At 70.8% G+C, this 22,197-nt stretch carries 22 protein-coding genes; 11 read left to right on the top strand and 11 right to left on the bottom strand.

From position 1 onward, the window contains the following. Positions 1-42 precede the first annotated feature (42 nt). From FVQ89_RS03275 to FVQ89_RS03265, 3 genes are all read right to left on the bottom strand, one after another. Positions 43-1,659 (bottom strand): copper resistance CopC/CopD family protein, encoded by a 1,617-nt coding sequence (locus FVQ89_RS03275; protein WP_187264877.1) that lies wholly within the window; start codon positions 1,657-1,659, stop codon positions 43-45. After that, a complete protein-coding gene (locus FVQ89_RS03270; protein WP_187264876.1) occupies positions 1,656-2,378 on the bottom strand; it encodes a YcnI family protein in 723 nt (240 codons plus the stop codon). Before FVQ89_RS03270 ends, FVQ89_RS03275 begins: the two co-directional genes overlap by 4 nt. 72 nt (positions 2,379-2,450) lie before the next feature. After that, positions 2,451-3,008, bottom strand: coding sequence for a DUF5134 domain-containing protein (locus tag FVQ89_RS03265; protein WP_147900477.1), 558 nt, complete (start codon positions 3,006-3,008; stop codon positions 2,451-2,453). Positions 3,009-3,139: 131 nt separating this feature from the next. Here FVQ89_RS03265 and FVQ89_RS03260 point away from each other — a divergent pair, with 131 nt between their 5' ends. From FVQ89_RS03260 to FVQ89_RS03245, 4 genes are read left to right on the top strand one after another with little or no spacing between them, the layout of a single operon-like run. Further along, positions 3,140-3,346, top strand: a complete 207-nt coding sequence (locus FVQ89_RS03260; protein WP_147900476.1) for a heavy-metal-associated domain-containing protein — start codon at positions 3,140-3,142, stop codon at positions 3,344-3,346. Next, positions 3,343-5,385, top strand: a complete 2,043-nt coding sequence (locus FVQ89_RS03255) for a cytochrome c oxidase assembly protein (RefSeq protein ID WP_147900475.1) — start codon at positions 3,343-3,345, stop codon at positions 5,383-5,385. The genes FVQ89_RS03260 and FVQ89_RS03255 overlap by 4 nt, the downstream gene beginning before the upstream one ends. Further along, positions 5,382-7,601 carry a cation-translocating P-type ATPase gene (locus FVQ89_RS03250; RefSeq protein WP_255513391.1) on the top strand — a complete coding sequence of 740 codons (2,220 nt, stop codon included), beginning with the start codon at positions 5,382-5,384 and terminating at the stop codon, positions 7,599-7,601. The genes FVQ89_RS03255 and FVQ89_RS03250 overlap by 4 nt, the downstream gene beginning before the upstream one ends. Then, positions 7,598-9,016, top strand: coding sequence for an NAD(P)/FAD-dependent oxidoreductase (locus FVQ89_RS03245; protein ID WP_147900474.1), 1,419 nt, complete (start codon positions 7,598-7,600; stop codon positions 9,014-9,016). The genes FVQ89_RS03250 and FVQ89_RS03245 overlap by 4 nt, the downstream gene beginning before the upstream one ends. 7 nt (positions 9,017-9,023) lie before the next feature. On the opposite strand, the gene FVQ89_RS03240 is transcribed toward FVQ89_RS03245, so the two are convergent. Then, positions 9,024-10,583 carry an SLC13 family permease gene (locus tag FVQ89_RS03240; RefSeq protein ID WP_147900473.1) on the bottom strand — a complete coding sequence of 520 codons (1,560 nt, stop codon included), beginning with the start codon at positions 10,581-10,583 and terminating at the stop codon, positions 9,024-9,026. 108 nt (positions 10,584-10,691) lie between these two features. Here FVQ89_RS03240 and FVQ89_RS03235 point away from each other — a divergent pair, with 108 nt between their 5' ends. From FVQ89_RS03235 to FVQ89_RS03210, 6 genes are all read left to right on the top strand, one after another. Continuing rightward, positions 10,692-12,338 carry an MFS transporter gene (locus tag FVQ89_RS03235; RefSeq protein ID WP_147900472.1) on the top strand — a complete coding sequence of 549 codons (1,647 nt, stop codon included), beginning with the start codon at positions 10,692-10,694 and terminating at the stop codon, positions 12,336-12,338. Then, the gene (locus FVQ89_RS03230) at positions 12,338-13,846 is read left to right on the top strand and encodes a M17 family metallopeptidase (protein WP_147900471.1); all 1,509 of its coding nucleotides are present in this window, start codon (positions 12,338-12,340) and stop codon (positions 13,844-13,846) included. Before FVQ89_RS03235 ends, FVQ89_RS03230 begins: the two co-directional genes overlap by 1 nt. A gap of 35 nt (positions 13,847-13,881) precedes the next feature. Next, positions 13,882-14,181, top strand: a complete 300-nt coding sequence (locus FVQ89_RS03225) for a DUF2470 domain-containing protein (protein WP_147900470.1) — start codon at positions 13,882-13,884, stop codon at positions 14,179-14,181. Positions 14,182-14,187: 6 nt separating this feature from the next. Next, on the top strand, positions 14,188-14,580 hold the full coding sequence (locus FVQ89_RS03220) for a DUF4383 domain-containing protein (protein WP_147900469.1): 393 nt from the start codon (positions 14,188-14,190) through the stop codon (positions 14,578-14,580). Between the two features lie 88 nt (positions 14,581-14,668). Continuing rightward, on the top strand, positions 14,669-15,316 hold the full coding sequence (locus FVQ89_RS03215) for a heme oxygenase (biliverdin-producing) (RefSeq protein ID WP_147900468.1): 648 nt from the start codon (positions 14,669-14,671) through the stop codon (positions 15,314-15,316). Between the two features lie 106 nt (positions 15,317-15,422). Continuing rightward, positions 15,423-16,403: an IS481 family transposase gene (locus FVQ89_RS03210; RefSeq protein ID WP_147900467.1), complete on the top strand. Its 981-nt coding sequence runs from the start codon at positions 15,423-15,425 to the stop codon at positions 16,401-16,403. 10 nt (positions 16,404-16,413) lie between these two features. Here FVQ89_RS03210 and FVQ89_RS03205 read toward each other — a convergent pair whose 3' ends face one another. Then, positions 16,414-17,706, bottom strand: a complete 1,293-nt coding sequence (locus FVQ89_RS03205) for an ATP-dependent RecD-like DNA helicase (RefSeq protein WP_147900466.1) — start codon at positions 17,704-17,706, stop codon at positions 16,414-16,416. Between the two features lie 59 nt (positions 17,707-17,765). On the opposite strand from FVQ89_RS03205, the gene FVQ89_RS03200 reads away from it, so the two are divergent. Beyond that, on the top strand, positions 17,766-18,704 hold the full coding sequence (locus FVQ89_RS03200) for a hypothetical protein (protein WP_147900465.1): 939 nt from the start codon (positions 17,766-17,768) through the stop codon (positions 18,702-18,704). Positions 18,705-18,714: 10 nt separating this feature from the next. Here FVQ89_RS03200 and FVQ89_RS03195 read toward each other — a convergent pair whose 3' ends face one another. The 6 genes from FVQ89_RS03195 to FVQ89_RS03170 all read right to left on the bottom strand — a co-directional run bounded on the left by FVQ89_RS03195 (position 18,715) and on the right by FVQ89_RS03170 (position 22,195). Next, positions 18,715-20,283 (bottom strand): cytochrome c oxidase assembly protein, encoded by a 1,569-nt coding sequence (locus tag FVQ89_RS03195; protein ID WP_187264874.1) that lies wholly within the window; start codon positions 20,281-20,283, stop codon positions 18,715-18,717. A 64-nt stretch (positions 20,284-20,347) separates the two neighbouring features. Continuing rightward, positions 20,348-20,632, bottom strand: coding sequence for an HU family DNA-binding protein (locus tag FVQ89_RS03190; RefSeq protein ID WP_147900463.1), 285 nt, complete (start codon positions 20,630-20,632; stop codon positions 20,348-20,350). Between the two features lie 261 nt (positions 20,633-20,893). After that, a complete protein-coding gene (gene rpsN / locus FVQ89_RS03185) occupies positions 20,894-21,199 on the bottom strand; it encodes a 30S ribosomal protein S14 (protein WP_147900462.1) in 306 nt (101 codons plus the stop codon). Between the two features lie 3 nt (positions 21,200-21,202). Beyond that, the gene (gene rpmG, locus FVQ89_RS03180) at positions 21,203-21,373 is read right to left on the bottom strand and encodes a 50S ribosomal protein L33 (protein WP_147900461.1); all 171 of its coding nucleotides are present in this window, start codon (positions 21,371-21,373) and stop codon (positions 21,203-21,205) included. Position 21,374: 1 nt separating this feature from the next. Continuing rightward, positions 21,375-21,611, bottom strand: a complete 237-nt coding sequence (gene rpmB, locus FVQ89_RS03175; protein WP_147900460.1) for a 50S ribosomal protein L28 — start codon at positions 21,609-21,611, stop codon at positions 21,375-21,377. A gap of 188 nt (positions 21,612-21,799) precedes the next feature. Further along, positions 21,800-22,195, bottom strand: a complete 396-nt coding sequence (locus FVQ89_RS03170; protein WP_147901465.1) for a Fur family transcriptional regulator — start codon at positions 22,193-22,195, stop codon at positions 21,800-21,802. Between the last annotated feature and the right edge of the window lie 2 nt (positions 22,196-22,197).

Below are 22,197 nucleotides of genomic sequence, written 5' to 3'. Positions count from 1 at the left end.
GTACCTCCTGGGGGTCGATTCTACGGAATGTCGAATGTGGGGTCAGGGGACGGTCGTCTCGACCAGCAGCGTCCGTTGGTCGAAGGTCGTGAGCCGGACGCCCACGGTGATCCGCCACTCGCCCGGGTAGGGGGTGCGCGCCTCGGCACGGAACTCGCCCGGCACACCCGTCGGTTCCGCCTCGACGGTGAACGGTCCGAGATCCTCGCTCGGGAGCCGGGAGTTCACGGTCGGCGGCTCGACAGGCTCGATCGGCGCACCGTCGTCATCGACGAGCGTGAACACGAGCACCGTGATGTCGTCGCCCTGCAGCGCCTCCCCCGACAGTTCGACTCCATCCGCCGACGCCGCGACCTCCGACGACGCGGGCGTGGCCGCCGCACTCCCGCCGCGCACCGCATCCGGACTCTGGCTCGTGAGGAACCCGGTCGCGGCGAGCACGACGAGCACCACGGCCGCCTCGCGCAGCAGCTGGGCGCGCATGAGGCGCCACGCGGCCGCCGCCGTGGGGCGGGCGCGGACGACCGGCACCAGACGGACGCGATTCCAGCCCGCGACGCCGAGCGCGATCGCCACCACGCCGAGCTTCATGAGGAGGAGGAGCCCGTAGACCGTCTCGACGAGGGGGGCCCAACCTCCGAGGATCGCCACGGCCATGACGGTTCCCGACACGATCAGCGCGCCGACCGCGACGGCGGCGTATCCCGAAAAGCGCGCGACGACCTGCGCCGTCGAGACCGCGTCCGCGGCGGATCGGTCGCGCTCCGATCTGGACGCCTGGATCAAGAAGAGCAGCATGCCGATGATCCCGCCGAACCACACCGCGCCCGCCGCGAGGTGCACGAGGTCGCTCACGACCACGAGCGCGCGCGGCTCGGTCGTGGCGCTGTGCCCGAGGAGCACCGGAGCGACGAGGGCGAGCAGCGAGACCGTGAGTGGCACGATCGCGCGCGGGCGACCGACCGTGACCACGACGAGCACCGCCGAGACCACGAGCAGCGCGGCACTGACGAGGCTCTGCCAGGTGAGTTCCGCGGCGACCGTCACGACAGCCCCCGCGACGGCGGCGAGCGCGGCGCCCGAGAGCACGACGACGCGCGACGCGCGCGTGCCGATCCGCCGACGAAGGGCCGCCGCCTCGAAGAACAGCAGGCCCGACACGAGCAGCGCTGCCGCGTATTGCAGGGCGGATGCGGTGCCGAGCACGGCGGTGCGCACCGTCGCAGCTCCGCCCACATCCGGCACGACGGGTCCGGCTCCAGGCGGAGGGTCGCCGACGCTGAACGAGATGGTGCCGGCGATCGGGTGGCTGTCGACCGAGACGACTTCCCACGCGATCACGTACCGGGCGTCGTCGGCGAGCTCGGGCAGTTCGACCGTCACGACGCCGTCGCGCGAGGTCGTCACGAGCGGCACGGGGTCGGCCGCGACGCGGAACAGGCGGATGCCACCCGCGGCGACCGTGACGTCTTCGCTGAAGCGCAGGGTCGCCTCGACGGGCGCGACCTCGAGGGCGGCGCCGTCCTCCGGGTCGGAGCCCAGGAAGTCGGCATGGGCCGATGCGGGTGCCGCCGGCAGCAGGACCGCGAGCAGACACGCCGAGATGGCGAGCAGGAGTCGCCCTGCTCGCCATCTCGAGACGCGTATGCCGGAGGTCACGCCGCGGGACGCCTCCGCAGCAGGGCGACGAGGGCGACTACCAGACCGAGTGCCCCGACCGCGAGACCCGCAATGCCGACCGCGAGGGCGGGCGAGGAGTCGGATACCTCGTCGGCGTGCTCGCCCTCCGCGTGCTCGGTCTCGGCGGCGTCGCCGTGTCCGTGCTCGTCGTCGACCGCCTCCGTGACCTCCAACGCCGGCGCGGGGCTCGCGAGCTCCTCGTCGTCCTGTCCGTCGGCGGGGATCTCGATCCAGTCGTTCGACCCCTCCTCGCACTGCTGCACGGTCGGGAAGTAGAGCGTCTCGCCGGCGGCGTCCTCGGGCAGCTGCAGCGAGACGTCGAACGAGACCCGGAATCCCTCGGGGAACGGAGTGTCGGCGGTGTAGACGATCTGGCTGACGCGCTCGGTGAGCTCGTTGCCGTGACTGTCGGTGATGGGGGTGTCGAGTGTCTCCATGACCTTCTCGACCTTCCATCCGGCCAGGATCTCGGGGCTCGCGGCGTTGATGCCGTCCGGCAGGTCGATGGTGAACGATGTCGTGGGCGAACCGTCGCAGCTGTGTCCGGAGGCGAAGGTGAGCACGGTGTACGAGCCAGCGGCTGTGCTGGTGGCCTCGACGGTCGTGTGGGCGAACGCCGCCGGGGCGGCCAGCAGCGTGAGCGCGGCAGCGCCCAGAACGGCGGCACCGGATGCGGCGGCGAAGCGGGACTTCGTCATGCGGGGCAGGATCCTCTCGGTCGCGGGGCGGGACCCCGTAGTTCTACATTCAGTAGAGTACTGCATCGGCGGTCACGCAAACGCCATCGCCAGGGTCATCGCACCCATACCGATACCCATCGCGGCGGTGGAGACGTCGTCGGAGACGTGCAACGCCGTACGCGGCGGACGACGCACAAGGCACACCGCCGCATCCGCCACCGCGACCGCCACCCCCGCGTAGAGCCCCGCGGCACCCAGCGCGCCGGTCGCGGCGAGCGCCGCCGGAAGGGTCACATGCTGGCCCGCCGTGCCAGGCGCGACCATCCAGACCATGGCGAGCATCATGAGCGCGTGATAGCCGAGCATCCACGGCGGATGCTCGGCGATACCCGTGCCTCCGCGCAGCAAGGAGCGCACCCAGATCGCCGCGCAGTAGAGCGCCCCGATCGAGAACACGAGCACCTGCGGGAGAGTCGGCACCGACAGCGCCCAAGCCATCGCGATCATGGCGAGCGACATCAGGATGTGCAGGCCGTGCATGACCCGCTCGATGAGGCGGCGGTCAATGATCGTCAGCACGACCGAGTAGACGCCGGTCGCCCCGAAGATCACGGTGAACACCCAGGCCACGGCGGGATCGTGGAGCATCGAGCCTCCGCCTCCCGAACGCCGTCTCTACTGAACGTAGAAGAAGCTACCATCCAGCGGGCGCCTCGACTACCGGATGTAGAATTAGGGGTCGCGCCGGAACCCGCGGCGCCACCCGTGAGGAGACCCCAATGCCCACGATCGAACGCCACGTCGACGGGATGAGCTGCAGCCACTGCCGTGCCGCCGTCGCCGGTGCGATTCAGGGTGTACCGGGCGTGACCGGCGTGAGCGTCGACCTCCTCACCGAGACCGCGTCGATCGACTTCGAGGGCGTGCTGGACGAGGCGGCCGTCTCCGCCGCCGTCGACGACGCGGGCTACAGCATCCGCCCGTGACGACCACCGAGCTGCCCGCCTACGACCACGCCACCGGCCGCAGACCGGTGGCCGTTCCGCTGACGGTCGGCATCGCCGCCGCCGTCATCGCTCTGGGCGTCCCCCTCGCGACCGTCGTCGCGCTCGGCACCACCCCCTACGACGCGATCTTCCGCGGATACCCGGGACTCGAGATCTCCGTGCTCTCCACCGGCCTGCGCGTCGTGGTCGAGCTCGCCTCGATGCTCACCATCGGCAGCCTCGTCGCGCTGCTGTTCCTACTCGCCCGCCCGCGTCCCTCCCGACTCCCCCTCGCCGCCGAGCCGGAATGGCGCATCGCCCGTATCTCCTCGCTCGTCTGGGCGCTCACGGCCACCGTGCTCGTCGCCGTCGACGCGGCGGATGCGAACGGTCAGCCGCTCGCGCGACTCCTCGAGCCCGGCGGTCTCGGCTTCCTCGTGGAGGCCGCTTACCTGCCGCAGGCATGGATCATCACGGCGGCGGCCGGGTTCCTGGCGTTCGGCGTGATCGCGTTCGCCTCGCGCTGGCGCACGCTGCTCATCGCCCTCTGGGCGTCGGCCATCGCCCTGCTCGCACCCATCGTGGTCGGGCAGATCCTCGTCGGCCCGGGCCACGACTTCGGGTCGGATGCCGGCGTGCTGCTGGCCGTCTCGGGGACCGTCGCGTATGGGGTCGCGGTCGTGCTGGCGATCCGTCGCGCGACCGGTCGCCTGCTCCGACCCGAGACGCTCGGGCGCGCGGGTGCGGTGCTCGCGGTCGCCTTCCCGCTCATCATCGCGTCGGAACTCGTGCTCGCCGGCTTCAAGCTCGTGGGCGGCGAATTCGCGGCGACTCCGACGGGGCTGCTGATCGCGCTCCGCCTCGCGGTCGACGTGGTGGCGGGCGGGATCGCCGCAGCGTGCGCCGTCGCGTGGCGCCGTGGCCGCCTCACCGACCGCCGGATCGGCCGGGCGCTTGCCGCGGGCGCTGTGCTGGCATCCGCGTTCGTGGCGCTGACCGTGGTGATGACGCGCATCCCGCCGCCGCAGTACTTCGTGCCCACGAGCATCAGCCAGGTCTTCCTGGGGTTCGAGCTACCGGACGCCCCGAGCTTCGCGACGCTCGTCGGCGGCTGGCGTCTCAACATCCTGTTCGCGGTCATCGCGACCGCGGGGATCACGGTCTACCTGGTCGCCCTCCGGTCGGCTCGGGGCAAGGGCGTGCGCTGGCCCCTCGGTCGCACGATCTCGTGGGTGCTCGGATGGATCGTCGTGGTCGTGGCGACGAGCTCCGGATTCGGCATGTACTCGGGCTCCGATTTCGGGGTCCACATGATCGTGCACATGGGGCTCAACATGCTCGCCCCGGTGCTGCTCTCGCTCGGCGGTGTCGTGACTCTGTTGCTGCGGGCCACGACCCCGCGCCGTGCGCCGGCGGCCGACGGCATGCACGAGTGGATCGTGCGGGTCATGCACTGGCCGCTGCTGCGCGTGCTCACCAATCCGCTCGTCGTGTTCGTGCTCTTCATCGGCTCGTACTACGGCCTGTACTTCTCCTCGATCTTCGAGGACGCCGTGCGGTACCACTGGGCGCACCAGCTCATGAACCTGCACTTCCTGATCGTCGGGTACCTCTTCTACTGGCTCGTGATCGGCGTCGACCGGCCCCCGCGTCCGCTCCCGCCGCTCGGCAAGCTCGGCCTCGTGCTCGCCGCGATGCCGTTCCATGCCTTCTTCGGCATCGCCCTCATGACCGCCACGACGCCGATCGCCGAGAACTACTACCTCTCGCTCGACCAGCCGTGGGCCGACGACCTGATGGCGTCGCAGTATCTGGGCGGCGGCGTCGCGTGGGCGGGCGGCGAGCTGCCGCTGCTGATCGTCGTCATCGCGCTCGGCATCCAGTGGGCCCGGCAGGATCAGCGGGAGGCCACGCGCACCGACCGCCACCTCGATCGTGGACTCGACGACGAGTTCGACGCCTACAACGACATGCTCGCCAAGCTCGCGGAACGCCGCGGCGCCGCGGGCGTGGGAAGCGCCCCGGGAGGCGAACGGTGACCGTCGAGCTCGACATCGGAGGCATGACCTGCGCCGCCTGCGCGGGTCGCGTGGAGCGCGCCCTCAACCGGGTGGAGGGCGTCTCGGCCACGGTGAACTACGCCACCGAGCGCGCCACGGTGGTGGGGCTCGACCCCGAGCACACTCCGGAGGCACTCGCCGCCGTCTCGAAGGCGGGCTACGAGGCGCGCGTGCGCACCGGCCCGGACGACACCTGGACCCGCCGCGCGCAAGAGAACCGGATCGTCTCGCTGCGGCGTCGACTCATCACGTCGACGCTGCTGACGATCCCCCTCATGGACCTCACGCTCATGCTCGCGCTCGTGCCCGGACTGCGGTTCCCGGGCTGGGAGTGGCTGTGCGTGCTGCTCGCGGTGCCCGTCGTCACGTGGGCGGCGTGGCCGTTCCACCGCGCCACGCTGCGCAACCTGCGGCACGGCAGCGTCAGCATGGACACCCTGGTCTCGCTCGGCATCGTCGCGTCCTTCGGCTGGGCTGTCGCGACGATCATCATGGGCAGCGAGAGCGGGTACTGGATCGGATTCGGTCCCACCCCCGCCGGAGCGAACGCGATCTACCTCGACGTCGCCGGCGGCATGACGACCTTCCAGCTCGCGGGGCGCTACTTCGAGACCCGCGCCCGGCGCCGCGCCGGCGACGTGCTGGATGCGCTCGCGGCGCTCGCGCCCACGACCGCGCGCGTGCTGCGCGACGGCCGTGAGGTCGAGATCCCGGTGGAAGAGCTGCGCGCGGGAGACCTCGTCGTCGTCCTCCCCGGCGAGACCGCCCCCGCCGACGGCGAGATCCGAGAGGGATACGCCGCGGTCGACACGAGCGCCGTGACGGGCGAGCCCGTCCCCCGTGCGCTCGGCCCGGGCGACGCCGTCGTCGGTGGCAGCATCAGCACCGACGGCCGTCTCGTGGTCGAGGCGACCGCGGTCGGCGCCCACACGCAGCTCGCCCAGATGGCCGCGATCGCGGAGCGCGCGCAGGCCTCGAAGGCGGGGGTTCAGCGCCTCGTCGATCGCGTGGTCACCTGGTTCGTGCCGGCCGTCATCGTCGCGGCCGTGCTCGTCATGGCGGGGTGGATGCTGGGCGGCGCCGATCCGGCCCACGCGTTCGGCGTCGGTATCGCCGTGCTGATCATCGCCTGCCCGTGCGCGCTCGGACTCGCGACCCCGACCGCGCTCATGGTCGGCGTGGGCCGCGGCGCCCGCCTCGGCATCCTCATCAAGGGACAGGATGCGCTCGAGGCTTCCGGCGGGGTCGACACGGTCGTGCTCGACAAGACCGGCACCCTCACAACCGGCCGCATGAGCGTGGAGCGCTCGATCGTGGTCGGCGCGTTCGCCGAGCACCGCGTGCTCGCGGCGGCCGCGGCGGTGGAATCCGGATCAACCCACCCGATCGCCGAGGCCGTGCGGGCCGCTGCATCCGAACTGGTCGCCGACCTGCCGCAGGCGGACGACTTCCGCACCCTTCCGGGGCTCGGCGCAGCCGCCCGCGTCGAGGGCGACGAGGTCATGGTCGGGAACCTCCGAGCGATGGCCGAGCACGGCGCAGAGCTGTCCGACGAGATCCGGGCGACGGTCGACGAGATCGCGGCGGATGGCGCGACGCCCGTGCTCGTCGCGGTCGGCGGCGAGGTGGCCGGCGTGCTCGCCGTGCGCGACTCGGTGCGCCCGAGTGCCCGGCGCGGCGTCGAGGCACTGCGCTCCCTCGGCCTGCGCACCGTGCTGCTGACCGGCGACGACCCGCGAGCGGCCCGCCGGGTGGCGGCCGAGCTCGGGATCGACGAGATCCACGCCGAGGTGCTCCCCGCCGAGAAGGCCGACGTCGTGCAGGCACTCAAGGATTCGGGGCGCACCGTGGCGATGGTGGGTGACGGCATCAATGACGCCGCGGCGCTCGCCTCCGCGGACCTCGGGATCGCGCTCGTCTCGGGCACCGAAGTCGCCATGCGCTCGGCCGACATCATCATCGTGCGCGACGACCTCATCGCGGTCGCCCAGGCGATCGAGCTCTCGCGGCGCACGCTGCGCACCATCCGCGGCAATCTCATCTGGGCGTTCGGCTACAACGTGGCCGCCATTCCGATCGCGGCGGCCGGACTGCTGAACCCGCTCATCGCGGCGGCGGCGATGTCGCTGTCGTCGGTGCTCGTCGTGTGGAACAGTCTGCGCCTCGGTCGAGCGAGCGGCATCCCTACCCGGTGACCGAGCTCGACGCGGTCGTCGTGGGTGCGGGCCCGAACGGGCTCGTCGCGGCGGCTGCGCTCGCCGAGGCCGGCATGTCGGTGCTCGTGCTCGAGGCGGCGGACGTTCCGGGCGGTGCGCTCCGCACCGAAGAGGTCACGCTGCCCGGCTTCCGGCACGACATCGGCGCGACCGTGCTGCCACTCGCCGCCGGGTCGCCCGCCTTCCGCGCGATCGGGCTCGACCGGGAGGGACTGCGGTTCGCCCATCCGGAGACGCCACTCGGCCATGTGCATGCGGGCGGCGCGACGCTGCTGCATCGCTCGGCCGCACAGACCGCGGAGGAGCTGGGGCGTGACGGACGCGCCTGGCTGCGCGGGCCGGGATGGCTCGGCGCGCACTGGGAACGCGTCGCCGCATCGGTGCTCGACCCCACCGCGATGCCGCCCCACGCCCTGCGCGAGCTGCTCGCGGTCGGGCTGCACGGCTCCGCTCCGGCCACTTTCACAAACCGCCTCGTGTTCCGCGACGAGCCGACTCGTGCGCTCTTCGCCGGCCTCGCGGCCCACTCGACCCTGCCGCTCGGGGCCCCGCTGACCTCCGTGTTCGGGGTGTTCCTGGCGGCGCTCGCCCACGGGGTGGGTTGGCCGGTCGCGGTCGGCGGATCGCAGTCGGTCGCGGATGCGCTCGTCACGCACATCCGCAGTCTCGGCGGCGAGGTGCGCACCGGTCACCGCGTGCGTTCGCTCGACGAGCTGCCCGAGGCGCGAGCCGTGCTGCTCGACCTCACGCCCCGCCAGATCGTCCAGATTGCGGGCGACACACTGCCCTCCGGCTTCCGTCGGCGCCTCGACCGGTGGCGCTACGCCCCCGGCGTGTTCAAGGTCGACTGGGCGCTCGACGCACCCGTCCCCTGGCGCGACGAACGCCTTGCAGGCGTCGGTACGGTCCATCTCGGCGCGTCATCGCGCTCCATCGCGGAGTCGGAACGCCGAGTCGCCCGGGGCGGGCACCCCGACGATCCCTTCGTGATCGCCGTGCAGGCGACCGCCGCCGACCCCACGCGCGCACCCGCCGGCCGGCACACCCTGTGGGCGTACTGCCACGTGCCGAACGGTTCGAGCCACGACATGACGGATGCGATCGAGTCGCGCATCGAGGCCGCCGCCCCCGGATTCCGCGAGCGCGTGCTCGCCCGTCACGTCATGCCGCCTGCCGCGCTCGAGGCGTGGAACGCCAACCTCGTCGGAGGCGACATCGGCGGCGGTTCGGCCGACTGGCGGCAGATGCTGTCGCGCCCCCGCATCTCGCTCGCGCCGTGGCGCCTGCCGATCCCGGGCGTCTACGTGTGCTCGTCGTCGGCGCTGCCCGCGGGCGGATCCCACGGGATGGGCGGATGGAACGTGGCCCGCACCGTGCTCGCGGATCTCGGCTGACGCCGGGTCAGAACGGCCAGACGAGCGGTACGAGCAGCACGGCCACGGCGAGGAAGAGCGCCATGAGCGGAAGCCCGAGCTTCCAGTAGTCGCCGAACCGCAGCCCCGCGGGATCCTTCACCATGAAGTTCGCGGGTGTCGCGACGGGCGTGAGGAACGCAGCCGCGCACACCACGCCGACGCCCATGAGGAACGGCAGCGGCGAGAGCCCGAGCGTCGTCGCGACCGAGACCGAGATCGGCGCGAGGATCAGCACGGTCGCCGTGTTCGAGATCAGCTGCCCGAAGATCAGCGCCACCACACACAGGGCGAGCAGCACCACCGTGGGGCCGGCGGAGCCGAGGGCATCCACGAGCGCCGTCGCGATGGTCGCCGCCGTGCCCGTTTCGGTGATCGCCGTCGACATCGGGATCATTCCGGCGACCAGCAGGATCGTCGACCAGCTGATCGCCCGGTGCGCGCGAGTGACCGGCACGACGCCGGTCAGCACCATCGCGATCGCCGCGAGCAGACCCGTGACGGCGGGCGGCAGAAGACCTGTCGCGAGCAGCACGACCATCGCCGCGAGGATCGCGATCGCCACCCCAGCGCGCCAGCCGAGCGGCGCCGCCTGCCGACGCACTGCATCCGGCGCGTCGACCACGAGCACGTCGGGATCGACGACGTTGCGGTCGAGCGCATCCCACGATCCCTGCAGCAGCAGCACGTCGCCCGCGCGAAGCACCACCTCGCCCGCGGGCAGCTGCTCGCCTCCCCGCGAGACGGCCACGATCACGAGCTCGCCGCTGTCGGTGACCATCCCCGGAAAGACGCGCTCGCCGATGAGACCCGACCGCGGGGCCACGAGTACCTCCGCGACGCCCGCCTCGCGGTCGACCTCGGCGCTCGCCGCGGCCGGGTACTCGCGCAACAGCACGCTCGGATGTTCGGTCAGGTCGCGCGACATCGTCGCCGGGCTCCGCGCGGGGATGAGTCGTCGCCCGAACAGCGCCGCGATGAGGATGCTGCCCACGAGCAGCGGTGCGCCGACGATCGTGAACTCGAAGAATCCGAAGCCGTGGCCCGCGGCATCCGCCGCGAACTCCGAGACGATCACGTTGACGGGGCTCCCCGTGAGCGTGAGCAGTGCACCCGCATGCGCGCCGAAGGCGAGGGGGAGCAGCAGGAGTGCGGGCGGCACCTCGATGCGGCGTGCGATGACGACGACCACGGGCAGCAGCGCGGCGACCGCGCCATTCGGCGTGATGAGTGCCGAGAGGAGCGCGACGACGAGCATGACGAACACGGTCAGCACGACCGGGTTGCCACCGCCGCGTCGGACGAGCAGCCGGCCCGTCCAGGCGGTGAGCCCGGAGGCGTCGAGGCCCTCCGCCACGACGAACAGCGCCGCGATGAGCACCACCGAGGGATCGGCGAAGCCCGCGAACGCCTGCGGCAGCTCAAGGATGCCGGTCGCCGCGAGTGCGAGAGCGACCCCGAGCGCCACGATCCCGGTCGGAATACGGCCCGAGATGAAGGCCAGCACGGCGAGTCCGAGGATCACGAGCGTTGTCGCGGATTCGGACATGCCCCTGACGTTATCGGAGGTGTTCCGTTGTAGCCATACGTGCGACAGACTGAGCCTCACCACGCGGTCAGAGGTTGACGACGCGGTGTTTCGCATAAGGAGCACGGAGTGACCACCACCACCCAGAAGACGTCCTGGCTGCCGCTCGTGATCGTCGTATTGACGCAGATCCAGGCGTCGTTCGCGGTCAACGCCCTGACCGTGTCGATGGCAGGCATCACCACCGACCTCGGCATCGCGGCGACGAGCGTCGGAACGGCGATCACCGCGGGGACCTTCTCGATGGCGGCGTTCATCCTGCTCGGGGCCAAGGTCGGAGCGCGCTTCGGCAGCAAGGGCGTGTTCCAGATCGCTCTCGTGATCCACGGCCTCGCCATGCTCGGGATCGCCCTCGCCCCCAACGGCACGGTGCTGTTCGTCTCGCAGGCGGCCTCCGGGTCGGTCATCGCGCTCATCGCGCCCGCCCTCACCGTGTTCATCGCCACGAACTACCGCGGCAGCCAGCAGGGGGTGGCGATCGGCCTGCTCGCCGCCGCGATCCCCGCCGCGGGAGTGCTCGCGCTGCTCGTGGCGGGCTCGTTCGCGACGACGATCGGATGGCGCTGGTCATTCGCGATGATGGTCGGACTCGCGGTGGTCAACCTGCTGCTGAGCTTCACGCTCAAGAAGGTGCCGTCGCAGCCGCTGCTGCAGATCGACTGGACCGGTGCGGTCATCGCCGCGGTGTCGATCATCCTCCTGAGCTTCGGGTGCTCGGGCCTCGAGCCGTGGGGCCTCGTGATGGCCACGGACGGCGCCCCGTTCTCGATCCTCGGGCTCTCCCCCGCACCGGTGCTCGTGGTGCTCGGCCTCGTCGGCGGTCAGGTGTTCTTCGTCTGGATCCGCAGGCGCCAGGAGGCGAAGCGCGCCCGCATCTTCGACCTGCGGGTGCTGCGCTCGAACCGCGAGCTCATGATCACGGCCTGCATGGCGATCATGCTGTTCGTCGGCACCGCCGCGAACTTCGTCATCCCCCTCTACATGCAGGTGGTGCAGGGGCTCACGGGCATCGAGACGAGCTTCTCGATCATCCCGTACACGCTCTCGATCTTCCTCGCCTCGACGTTCATCGCGACCCTCTACGGGCGCTTCCGCCCCCGGCACATCGGCACGGCGGGCTTCGTGGTCGTGGCCGGAGCGCTGACGCTGCTGGCGTTCAGCATCCAGAACTCGTGGGGGCAGGCGCTCATCGTCGTCGGGCTCATCCTGCTCGGCCTCGGGCAGGGCTCCATCGTCGCGCTCGTGTTCAACACGCTCCTGTCGCGCGCCCCCAAGGAGCTCGCGGGCGACGTCGGCGCCTGGCGCGGCCTCGTGCACAACCTGTCGGGCTCCGTCGGCATCGCCGTGATCAGCGTCTTCGCGGTGAGCGTGCTCGGCGGGCTCGTCGTCTCGAAGGTCGACGAGAGCCCCGTGCTCACCCCGGCGGTCGTCGAGCAGGTGAACCTCGACAACATCAACTTCATCACCAACGACCAGCTCGAGCAGACGCTCGCCGACACCGGTGCAAGCGGCGAGGAGCTCGCCGAGGCGGTGCGGATCAACGAGGAGGCGCGCCTGCGTGCGCTGCAGCTGTCGCTGCTCGCCCTCGCGGTGCTCGCGCTGCTGGCGATCGTGCCTGCGACGCGCATGCCCGACAAGGGCATGGACGAACTGCCCGAGCAGGTGGAGCCGGACGATCCGGATGCGATCCTCGAACCCGAGGAGGTGGAGGTCTGATGGTCGCTCGCTCGCCCGGAGAACTGCTGACCCCCGGATTCACGGCGGTCCCCTCGGTCGCGTGGATCGATGCGCTCGAAGTCTCGTCGAGCACCCCCGACGACACGGAGGCGATCGGCATCACGGTCGCTTCGTCGGGCGATGTCGCGGAGGGGCTCGGCTTCGATCGCGCCGCCCTCACGCGCGCCGGCTTCGGCGCCCGACCCGGTCAGACCCTCGTGATCCCCACCGCATCCGGGCCCGCGCTCGTCGCCGTAGGGATCGGCGACCCGGAGGCGCTCACACCCGACGCGCTCCGCGACATCGCGGCCGCGTTCGCCCGGGCGACGGCTTCGCTGCGGCGTGTGTCGCTCGAACTCACGACGAGCGGGCCCGTGGACGACGCCGCGGCGGGCCAGGCCCTCGCCGAGGGTGTGGTGCTCGCGCGCTACCGCTACCGTCCGCTCAAGACCACGACCGCCGAGCCGCCGCTCGATGCGGTCAGCATCACCGTCGAGGGGGCCGACCCCGCCGCCCTCGCCGCGGGCGTCGCGCGTGCGCGAGCGACGGTGCATGCCGCCTCCGTGGCGCGCGACCTCGCCAACACCCCGCCCGGTCACCTCACCGCATCCGACATCGGGCGGGTCGCGGTAGAACTCGGCGCGCGATTCGGCTTCGAGGTCGAGCTCTTCGGGCGCGAGCAGCTCCTCGAGCTGCGCTGCGGCGGCATCCTCGGCGTGAACGCCGGCAGCGAGGAGGAGCCGGTGATGGTGCGCCTGCGCCATGCCGGCCGCGAGGGCGGCCGACGACTCGCCCTCGTGGGCAAGGGCCTCACCTACGACTCGGGCGGCATCTCGTTGAAGCCCTCGGATCCGATGCATCTGCTCATGAAGATGGACATGGGTGGCGCAGGTGCGATCCTGGGGGCCTTCACGGCGCTCGACGAGCTGGGGTCGGCATCCGAGACCACCGCCTGGCTCATGTGCACCGACAACATGCCCTCCGGATCCGCCTACAAGCTGGGCGACGTGCTCACGGCACGCGACGGCACGACCGTCGAGGTGAAGAACACGGATGCCGAGGGGCGCCTCGCGATGATGGATGCGCTCGTGCTCGCGAGCGAGTGGGAACCGGATGCGATCGTCGACATCGCGACGCTCACGGGAGCGTCGCTCATGGCGCTCGGCACCCGCACCGCCGCGCTGTTCGGCAACGACGACGCGCTGCTCGCAGCCGTCGAGTCGGCATCCGCGACGACGGGCGAGTCGGCGTGGAGGCTGCCGCTCGAGCGTGCCTATCGCTCACAGCTCGACTCGGCGGTGGCCGACATCTCGAACCTCGGCGGCCCCTATGCGGGAGCCACCACGGCAGCGCTGTTCCTCGAACACTTCGTGGATGGGCGCCCGTGGGCGCACCTCGACATCGCCGGCACCATGCAGTCGCCGGTCGACGACGCGTGGCGCTCGGCGGGTGCCACCGGATATGGGGCACGCCTACTGGCGCAGCTCGCCGTCGACTTCTCGAGCTGAGCGTGGGGCCGCGGGGCGTGGTCTAGCGTGGACGCGTGAGCGTCTTCTCCCCCGAGGTGGTCCAGGCGGTGCTGTCGCACATGAACGACGACCACACCGACGACAATCTGCTCATCGTGCGCGCCTTCGCAGGCATCGAGCCCACGACGGCCACGATGGTCGATCTCGATCACCGGGGCGGAACCTGGAGCTACACGACCACGGGTGTGCCCGGCGAGCTGCGGATCCCGTGGTCGCGTGAGCTGAGCCTGCGCCCCGAGATTCGCGCCGAGATCGTCCTCCTCTACGACGAGGCGTGCGACCGCCTCGGCGTCGAGCCGCGACCGCACTCCTGAACGGCGATGTCGCCGAATCGCATCGCCGCCCTCGCCACGGGCTCGATCTTCGTCCTCGTGGGCGGCGCGGGGATCGCGGTGTCGGCGACCGCGGGGATCGAGGCGAACACCGGAGCCGTGCTGCTCTGGCAGCTGAGCACGAACGTGCTGCTCGGCTCCCTTCATCTCGTGCTGGGGCTCGTCCTGCTCTTCGCGGCTTGGCGGGGCGACCGCCTCGCTCGCACGGCGAACGTCGTGGCCGGGGGCCTGCTCCTCGGCATCGGCTTCTTCGGGTTGTTCGCGGTCGGCACTCCGGCCAACCTCATCGCCCTCAACGGTGCCGACAATGTGCTGCACTTCGCCGCATCCACGGCACTTCTCGCGACGGGGCTCGGCGCGGCACGCGCGACAGAGCGCTGAGCGGACCACTCACCGGATCAGGCCGCGGGGGTTCCACCGACCTTCAGTCAGGCATAAGCTAAGGGAACCCTTACCTAGAGGAGTCCCCGTGTCTGTCATCCCCTTCTCGCAGGCGCTGCGCGAGCGCACCTGGTCGAGCCACTCCGACAGTGAGGGCGCCGGGTTCATGACCGATCTGATGAAGGGCGAGGGCACGCGCGACGACTACATCGCGCTCGTCGCCCAGCATTACTTCATCTACGCGGCGCTCGAAGCAGCGGAGACGGTGTTCGCGGGCGACGCCGTGGTGGAGCACTTCGCGACCCCTCGACTCACGCGCCTGCCCGCGCTCGAAGCCGATCTGGAGTTCCTGCTCGGCGACGACTGGCGCGAGCAGATCACGCCGCTCCCCACGACCGTCGCCTACGTCGACCGCATCCGTCATGTCGCCGCCGAACGGTGGGCGGGCGGATTCGTCGCGCACCACTACACGCGGTACCTCGGCGACCTCTCGGGCGGCCAGTTCATCCGCAAGGTCATGCAGCGCCACTTCGGATTCGAGACCAACGGCGTCGGCTTCTACCTCTTCGACGAGATCGCGAGCCCGCAGGAGTTCAAGGAGACCTACCGCGACGAACTCGACCGGGTCGCCTGGGACGACGCGGAGCGCGAGCGGGTGATCGACGAGGTGCTGCTCGCCTACCGCTTCAACACCGAGCTCTTCGAGGACCTCGCGCGGGCGAAGACGGCCGCCTGAGCGAAGCAGCGTCTAGGTGTACTCGGTCAGATCGTTGGTGACAGTGGAGTGAGGAGAAGGCCTCCATTCGAGTGGTGTCTACGTCACTCGAAGGAAGGCCTTCTCTATGTCTCACGTTAGGGCGCGGCTGGCTCCGGCTGGTCGACTGATCTTGGTTGAGCGTGTCCTGTCGGGGCGTCCGGTTTCGCATGTCGCGAAGGAGATGGGTGTCTCGCGGCAGTGCGCGCATCGCTGGGTTTCCCGGTTCCGGAGACTCGGCGCCGCGGGACTGGTTGATCGCTCCTCGCGGCATCGCGCGCACCCGGCCACGACCTCCCCGGCGGTCACGGCCCGGCTGCTCAAGTTGCGCCGGAGCGAGCGGCTCGGTCGGGACGAGCTGGCTCGGCGGGTCGGGGTGAGCCCGTCGACCGCGTCGCGGATCATCGCCCGGGCCGGGCTGCCGGCCCTGCGCGAGCTCGACCCGGTCACCGGGATCCGCATCCGGGCCTCGCGCCGCACGAACCGCCGCTATGAGCGGGAGACGCCCGGAGAGCTGATCCATATCGACGTGAAGAAACTCGGCCGGATCCCGGACAGCGGCGGCTGGCGCCTTGACGGCCCGGCCGTGATCAACCACAACCGCACTCATGAGAAGCGCAAGGCCCGGATCGGGTTCGACTACGTCCATGTCGCCGTCGACGATCACTCGCGGCTCGCCTTCGCCCGCATCCTGCCGAACGAGCAAGGTCCGACCTGCGCGGCGTTCCTCGCCGAGGCGGCCGCGTTCTTCGCCGACCATGGCATCACGGTCCGGGAAGTCATGACCGACAACGCGATGAACTACCGCCTCTCCCGAGACTTTCGCGAGGTCCTGAACGCCCTCGGCGCGAAACACCGGCTGACCCGGCCGCACTCGCCATGGCAGAACGGCAAAGCCGAACGCTTCAACCGCACGCTCCAAGAAGGCTGGGCCTACCACCAGCCCTTCACCTCGAACCAGGACCGCGCCGACGCACTCGAACCCTGGCTGCAGCACTACAACTACGCTCGACCACACACCGCCTGCGGAGGCCAACCCCCGATCAGCCGAGTGTCACCAACGAAGTGACCGAGTACATCTAGGCCTTGACGGCCGGGATGGGCCGCGCGCCCGACATGAATCGGCGCACGTTCTCGTCGACGATGATGTCGCTCGGGCGCAGCGGCCGCGTCAGATACAGGCCGTCGAGCGCCGTGAGCCGGCTGAGCGCCACGTAGGTCTGGCCGGGGGCGAAACTGCGCGGACCGAGGTCGACGATCGCGCGGTCGTAACTCGACCCCTGCGACTTGTGGATCGTCACCGCCCAGGCGAGCCGCAACGGGAACTGCGTGAACTCGGCGACGACATCCTTGGTGAGCTGCTTCGTCACCGGCGAATAGCTGTAGCGGTAGCGCTCCCAGGTGACCGGGCTCACCTCGTGCCACTCCCCGTCGACCTCGACGGTCACGTTGTCGGCGATGCGGATGACCTCGCCGAGCGTGCCGTTGACCCAGCGACCCTCGCCTCCGGCGTCGTTGCGCAGGAACATCACCCGAGCTCCGACCTTCAACTCGAGCCGCTCGTCGGCGGGGAACGTGCGACCGCCGAAGTCGCCGTTCACATCCGCGACCGCCGACTTGGTGCGCCCGGGGAGGCGCGCGAGGGCCGTCTGGTTGATCCGGGTGACGGATGCGTTGGTCGTCGCCAACGTGATGGTGCCGTCATCCGGCGCGGGACGCGCGCCCACCGTGTTCAACCGTCCCGCCATCTCGGCGGTCACCATGCCGTGCCGCACGGCGTTGAGCAGCTGCTTGAACTCGAGCTCGTGCTGCCTGTGGATCGTGCCGAGCTCGTAGATCACGAGGTCGGCCTCCTGCCAGACGAGCGCGTCGAAGAACCACATCGAGCGGTAGCGGTCGGCGAAGTAAGCACGCTCGTCGCCGTCGCCCGGCACGGGTGCGAGTTGGAACGGATCTCCGAAGAGCACCACCTGTACGCCGCCGAACGGTTCGTTCGGCTTCTGCCGCGCCTGCCGGAGGCTGCGGTCCATCGCGTCGAGCAGGTCGGCATTGACCATCGACACCTCGTCGACCACGAGCGTCTCGATCGCGTTCAGCAGCTTCTTGAGCTCGGCCGACTGCTCGATCTCGTGATCGGCGATGACGCCGATCGGCAGCCGGAACAGGGAGTGGATGGTCTGCCCGCCCACGTTGAGCGCCGCGACGCCGGTCGGTGCGCACACCACGAGCTGCTTCGAGGTGTTCCAGGCGAGGTACTCCAACAGCGTCGACTTGCCGGTGCCCGCACGACCCGTCACGAAGATGTGCTCGCGCGTCGTCTCGATCGCCTCGAAGACCGCCCGCTGTTCGGGGGCGAGGTCGGAGCGCGGCACCTCGACAGGCTAGCCCAGCACACCGGGGGCGTCCGGGCGGGCACGGCAGAATGTGCAGCATGCGGATTGTCGTCGGCTGGGTGGGTGCGATCGCGCTCGTCGGCGCGACGATCGTCGGCGGGATCGCGATCGCCAACGCGACCGTGTTCTCAGCATCCGCGTTCGTCGACGACTACCTGGATGCCCTGGCCCTCGGCCACGTGGATGAGGTGCTCGCGCTCCCTGGCGTGTCCGTCGCGTCCGGCGCCGACCGCACCCTGCTCGACCCGGATGCGCTCGGTGAGACGACGTTCGCAGTTGTCGGCGACACCGAGATCGGCGGCACCCATCGGGTCGATGTGGCGGATGCGAGCGGCGATATCTCGACGACCTTCGTCATCGAGCGGGTCGGCACGCGCTTCGGGTTCTTCCCCGAGTGGGGGTTCGCCCGCAGCCCTGTCTCCCCGCTGACGGTCGAGGCGACGGGCGACCGCCGCGTGACGGTCGGCGAGGTGTGGATCGACCTCCCCTCGAGCGGCAGCGCCACCTTCGCCGTGCTGAGCCCGGCGTCGTATCGACTCGCGCACACCTCCACGTTCCTGACGGCGGATCCCGTGGATGCGGTCGCGCTCGGCGGCGAGCTCACCGCGCGGATCGACGTGGTGCCGTCGGATGCGTTCGAGACCGCGGCGCAGGAGGGGCTCGAGGCGAACCTCTCCAGTTGCGTCTCACAGGAGGTGCTGTTCCCCACCGGCTGCCCGTTCGGCTACGCGATCGAGAACCGCGTGGTGTCGCCTCCGCTCTGGACCATCTCCGAGATGCCGGCGGCCCGCCTCGCACCCTCCGATCAGCTCGGCGTATGGGCGATCCCGGCGACCACGGGCGTCGCCCACCTCTCGGTCGAAGTGCAGTCGCTGTTCGACGGGAGCGTCTCGACACTCGAGAAGGATGTCGAGTTCGAAGCGAGCTACCTCGTGGCGTTCGACGACGCCACCGTCGTGCTCGAACCCACGCCCTGACCGGCCCGGGTCAGCGGCCGCGGCGCGCGAGCAGCTCGTCGTAGGCGCTCGGGGTCTCCGGGCGCGAGGCTCGAGGCGCCCGCGGTCGCGGTGCCTCGCCGCGCGTCCGCACGGCCCGGGCGAGGGAGACCGCCGCCAACACCAGGAGCGGTGCGCCGAGAATCACGAGCGCGATGCCCGCGCCGAACCGCTGGTCGTCGACCGCCGTCCACCCCCAGGTGCGGCCCATCGCCGCGAACCACTCCGGATGCAGCAGGCCGTCCCCGACGATCAGCGGCACGAGGACGCCCACCGCGATGCCGAGGGCGAGCAGGGCGGCGAGTGCCGCCACGAGCCGGCGGCGACGAGGCCCGGGGGCGCGAAGGCTCACGCACAGCAGCAGGCCCGATCCGACGAGCGATGTTGTGGACACCATCCACATCGCCGGATTCGCCGCCGCGGGCAGAAGGAGATCGGTTCGGACCGCGAGCACGAGCACCCCTCCCCATACGGTGGCCGCCACAAGCGGATGCGTGAGGAACCGCATCGCTCGGGACCGCGGGGCGCTCGTGGGCGGCGACGCGACGACGAGCAGGGCGGGCACGAGCAGCGCGAGCAGCGCGAGCTGGACGAGTCGCGCCGAGACGAGGGTCGTCGCGTACACGCCCGGAGCACCACTCGTCGCCCACACGAGCAGCGCGAGTGCGGCGACGCCGCAGACCAGACGGAAACTCGGCCCGCGGTGAACGCCGCGGCGGATCCCGCCGCCGAGCAGCAGCGCCGCCGTCGCCAGCCCGAACACCTCGAACTGCCACGACGTCAGAAGGTCGAGCACTGCGGGTGCCGGAGGGAGCGGTCGCCCGGTCAGGTACTCGGCGGGTGTCACGCCGTCGCGGTCGCGCGCGGGCAGCTCGGGGGCCAGGAGCGCGAGCAGCGCCGGGCTCGCGCCTACCCAGATTCCGAGGACGGCCGCGGCGAGAGCGGCGCGCACACCGTGCCACCTGACGCCTGCGATGCCGATGAGACCGCCCGCGACCGCGGGGGCGATCATCCAGAAGGTGATCACGACGATCTCGTGGTGTGCTGTTCCGGGCTCCGACGAGGCGGCGGCGAGCGGAAGCAGGCCCGCACACACCACCGCGGCGAGGATGCGCGACCCCCCGGGGCCGCGGACCAGCACCGACGCGATCGTGGCGGCGACGCCCACGAGCGCAGTGATCGCCCAGGCTCGTCCCAGCGGATCGCCGAGGAGGAAGGAGACCGGGTCCAGATCGGATGCGGCGTCGCCGGCCTCGTGCGCCGCCAGAACGTCCGCCGCCGCGCTGCCGAACGCTGTCGCGGCCCCCGCGAGAGCCGCGAGCGTCATCGCCGCGGCGGAGCCCGCCGAGAGCAGGCGGCTCCCTGCCGTGTCCGCATCCGACGCGGTCGTCGTCAGGAGGAGGGCGGCGATGCAGCTACCCGCCGCGAGCTGCACGAGCAGCGCGGGGATCGCGGGGCCGAGCTCGGCGGGATCTCCCCACACGACGAGCGCGATGCCCCCGGCCGCCACGGCGGCGATAACGAGAACCGCGGGTACCATGACCCGCTCGAAGCGCCGCACGGAGTCCAGCTTAAACAGGAAGGGCGCCGGCATCGCAGCCAGCGCCCTTCTCGCAGTCGAAGCCTTACTTGACGGCAGCCTTGAGCTTGCTGCCCGCCGAGACCTTGACGCCGTTCGACGCGGCGATCTGGATGGTCTCACCGGTCGCGGGGTTGCGGCCCGCGCGAGCGGCACGGTGGGTCTTCTCGAAGGAGAGCCAGCCGGGGATGCTGACCTTCGTGCCGCCGCCGACCTGCGAGGCGACGACGGAGAAGAACGCGTCGACGACCTTGCCGACGGTCGCCTGGCTCTCGCCGGTCTCGGCGGCGATGGCCGCGACGAGGTCGCTCTTGTTGAGGGTGTCAGCCATGGGTGTCCTCCTCGGACGGTCTTACTGATTGTCGGTGCAGCTCCCGAGGGTGCTGCGGGGTGCGGCCCCGAGGCTGTCTACCCCTGAACCGTGGTCGAAACTACCAGGGATCCCCGACATTCCGGGCTTTTCCGGGGCGGTGTCGCTCATCCTCTGGTTGAGGGTTGGGCGATCCGATCAAGACCCCGGGTGCTCCACGAGACACGACGAGGGGGCGCCGGCACGTGGCCGACGCCCCCTCGGACGTGTGATGCGGTCTGCTTACCAGCTCGACTTGGTGACACCGGGCAGCTCGCCCCGGTGCGCCATGTCGCGGAAGCGGACACGCGAGATGCCGTACTCCGACAGCACACCGCGGGGGCGGCCGTCGATCGCGTCGCGGCCGCGCACGCGGATGGGCGACGCGTCACGGGGCAGCTTCTGGAGGCCGACGCGGGCGGCCTCACGCTGCTCGTCGGTGGAGTTGGGGTCGACGAGCGCCTTCTTCAGCTCGGCACGCTTCGCGGCGTAGCGCTCGACGATGACCTTCCGCTGCTCGTTCTTGGCGATCTTGCTCTTCTTGGCCATGTCTTAGCGCTCCTCGCGGAACTCGACGTGCTTGCGCACGATGGGGTCGTACTTCTTGAGCACGAGACGGTCGGGGTCGTTCCGGCGGTTCTTGCGGGTCACGTAGGTGTACCCGGTGCCGGCGGTCGAGCGGAGCTTGATGATGGGACGGACGTCCTGAGCCTTCTTGGCCATCTCAGATCTTCTCCCCTCGCGCGATGAGGTCGGCGACGACGGCCTCGATACCGCGCGCATCGATCACCTTGATGCCCTTGGCGGACAGCGTGAGAGTCACGGTGCGCTTGAGGGACGGGACGTAGTACTTCTTCTTCTGCACGTTCGGGTCGAAGCGGCGCTTCGTCCGGCGGTGCGAGTGCGAGATGTTGTGTCCGAAGCCGGGAGTGGCTCCGGTCACCTGGCACACAGCTGCCATGGTTTCTTTCCTTTGCGGCTACCGTGGGGCGAACGCCCCACCCAAGGTCACTTGTCGGCGCACCAGATCGAGATGATCCCGGACCGGAATCCGAGAATCGCGACGGCGCACAAGGAAGCGCATTGCTGCGCAACCCTCCGATGCTACCCGAGCCCCGCAATATCCGCCACCCGCGGGCGCGGAGCGGATCAGCGCGCGGATGCCGCCGCGGTGCACTCCGGGCAGAGTCCGAACACGTCGACCACGTGCTCCGGGGCCGTGAAGCCGTTCTGCGCGGCGACCTGGCGCGCCCACGCCTCCACCGGATCCGCGGAGATCTCGACGGTGCGCCCGCAGTTGCGGCAGATCAGGTGGTGGTGGTGACTCCCGGGCGTGCAGGCGCGGTAGAGGCTCTCACCCTCTTGCTGCAGCGAGTCGGCCTCGCCCTCGGAGGCGAGATCGGCGAGCGCCCGGTACACGGTGGCGAGCCCCACCTCCGAGCCGGTGCCGCGCAGGGACGCGTGCAGCGCCTGCGCCGAGACGAACCCCTCGGTGCGCCCGAGCGCATCCCGCACCGCCTCGCGCTGCCAGGTGTTCCGCTTCATCG

The organism is Homoserinibacter sp. GY 40078 (assembly GCF_008017545.1).
Classification (GTDB): domain Bacteria; phylum Actinomycetota; class Actinomycetes; order Actinomycetales; family Microbacteriaceae; genus Homoserinibacter.
This window is presented reverse-complemented; position numbering and strand designations above follow the sequence as displayed.

Coding starts and splice junctions, on each gene's coding strand:
- FVQ89_RS03240 (WP_147900473.1), bottom strand. CDS start 10,583: ATGTCCGAATCCGCGACAACGCTCGTGATCCTCGGACTCGCCGTGCTG.
- FVQ89_RS03220 (WP_147900469.1), top strand. CDS start 14,188: ATGTCGCCGAATCGCATCGCCGCCCTCGCCACGGGCTCGATCTTCGTC.
- FVQ89_RS03210 (WP_147900467.1), top strand. CDS start 15,423: ATGTCTCACGTTAGGGCGCGGCTGGCTCCGGCTGGTCGACTGATCTTG.
- FVQ89_RS03260 (WP_147900476.1), top strand. CDS start 3,140: ATGCCCACGATCGAACGCCACGTCGACGGGATGAGCTGCAGCCACTGC.
- rpmG (WP_147900461.1), bottom strand. CDS start 21,373: ATGGCCAAGAAGGCTCAGGACGTCCGTCCCATCATCAAGCTCCGCTCG.
- FVQ89_RS03270 (WP_187264876.1), bottom strand. CDS start 2,378: ATGACGAAGTCCCGCTTCGCCGCCGCATCCGGTGCCGCCGTTCTGGGC.
- FVQ89_RS03200 (WP_147900465.1), top strand. CDS start 17,766: ATGCGGATTGTCGTCGGCTGGGTGGGTGCGATCGCGCTCGTCGGCGCG.
- rpmB (WP_147900460.1), bottom strand. CDS start 21,611: ATGGCAGCTGTGTGCCAGGTGACCGGAGCCACTCCCGGCTTCGGACAC.
- rpsN (WP_147900462.1), bottom strand. CDS start 21,199: ATGGCCAAGAAGAGCAAGATCGCCAAGAACGAGCAGCGGAAGGTCATC.
- FVQ89_RS03265 (WP_147900477.1), bottom strand. CDS start 3,008: ATGCTCCACGATCCCGCCGTGGCCTGGGTGTTCACCGTGATCTTCGGG.
- FVQ89_RS03170 (WP_147901465.1), bottom strand. CDS start 22,195: ATGAAGCGGAACACCTGGCAGCGCGAGGCGGTGCGGGATGCGCTCGGG.
- FVQ89_RS03230 (WP_147900471.1), top strand. CDS start 12,338: ATGGTCGCTCGCTCGCCCGGAGAACTGCTGACCCCCGGATTCACGGCG.
- FVQ89_RS03190 (WP_147900463.1), bottom strand. CDS start 20,632: ATGGCTGACACCCTCAACAAGAGCGACCTCGTCGCGGCCATCGCCGCC.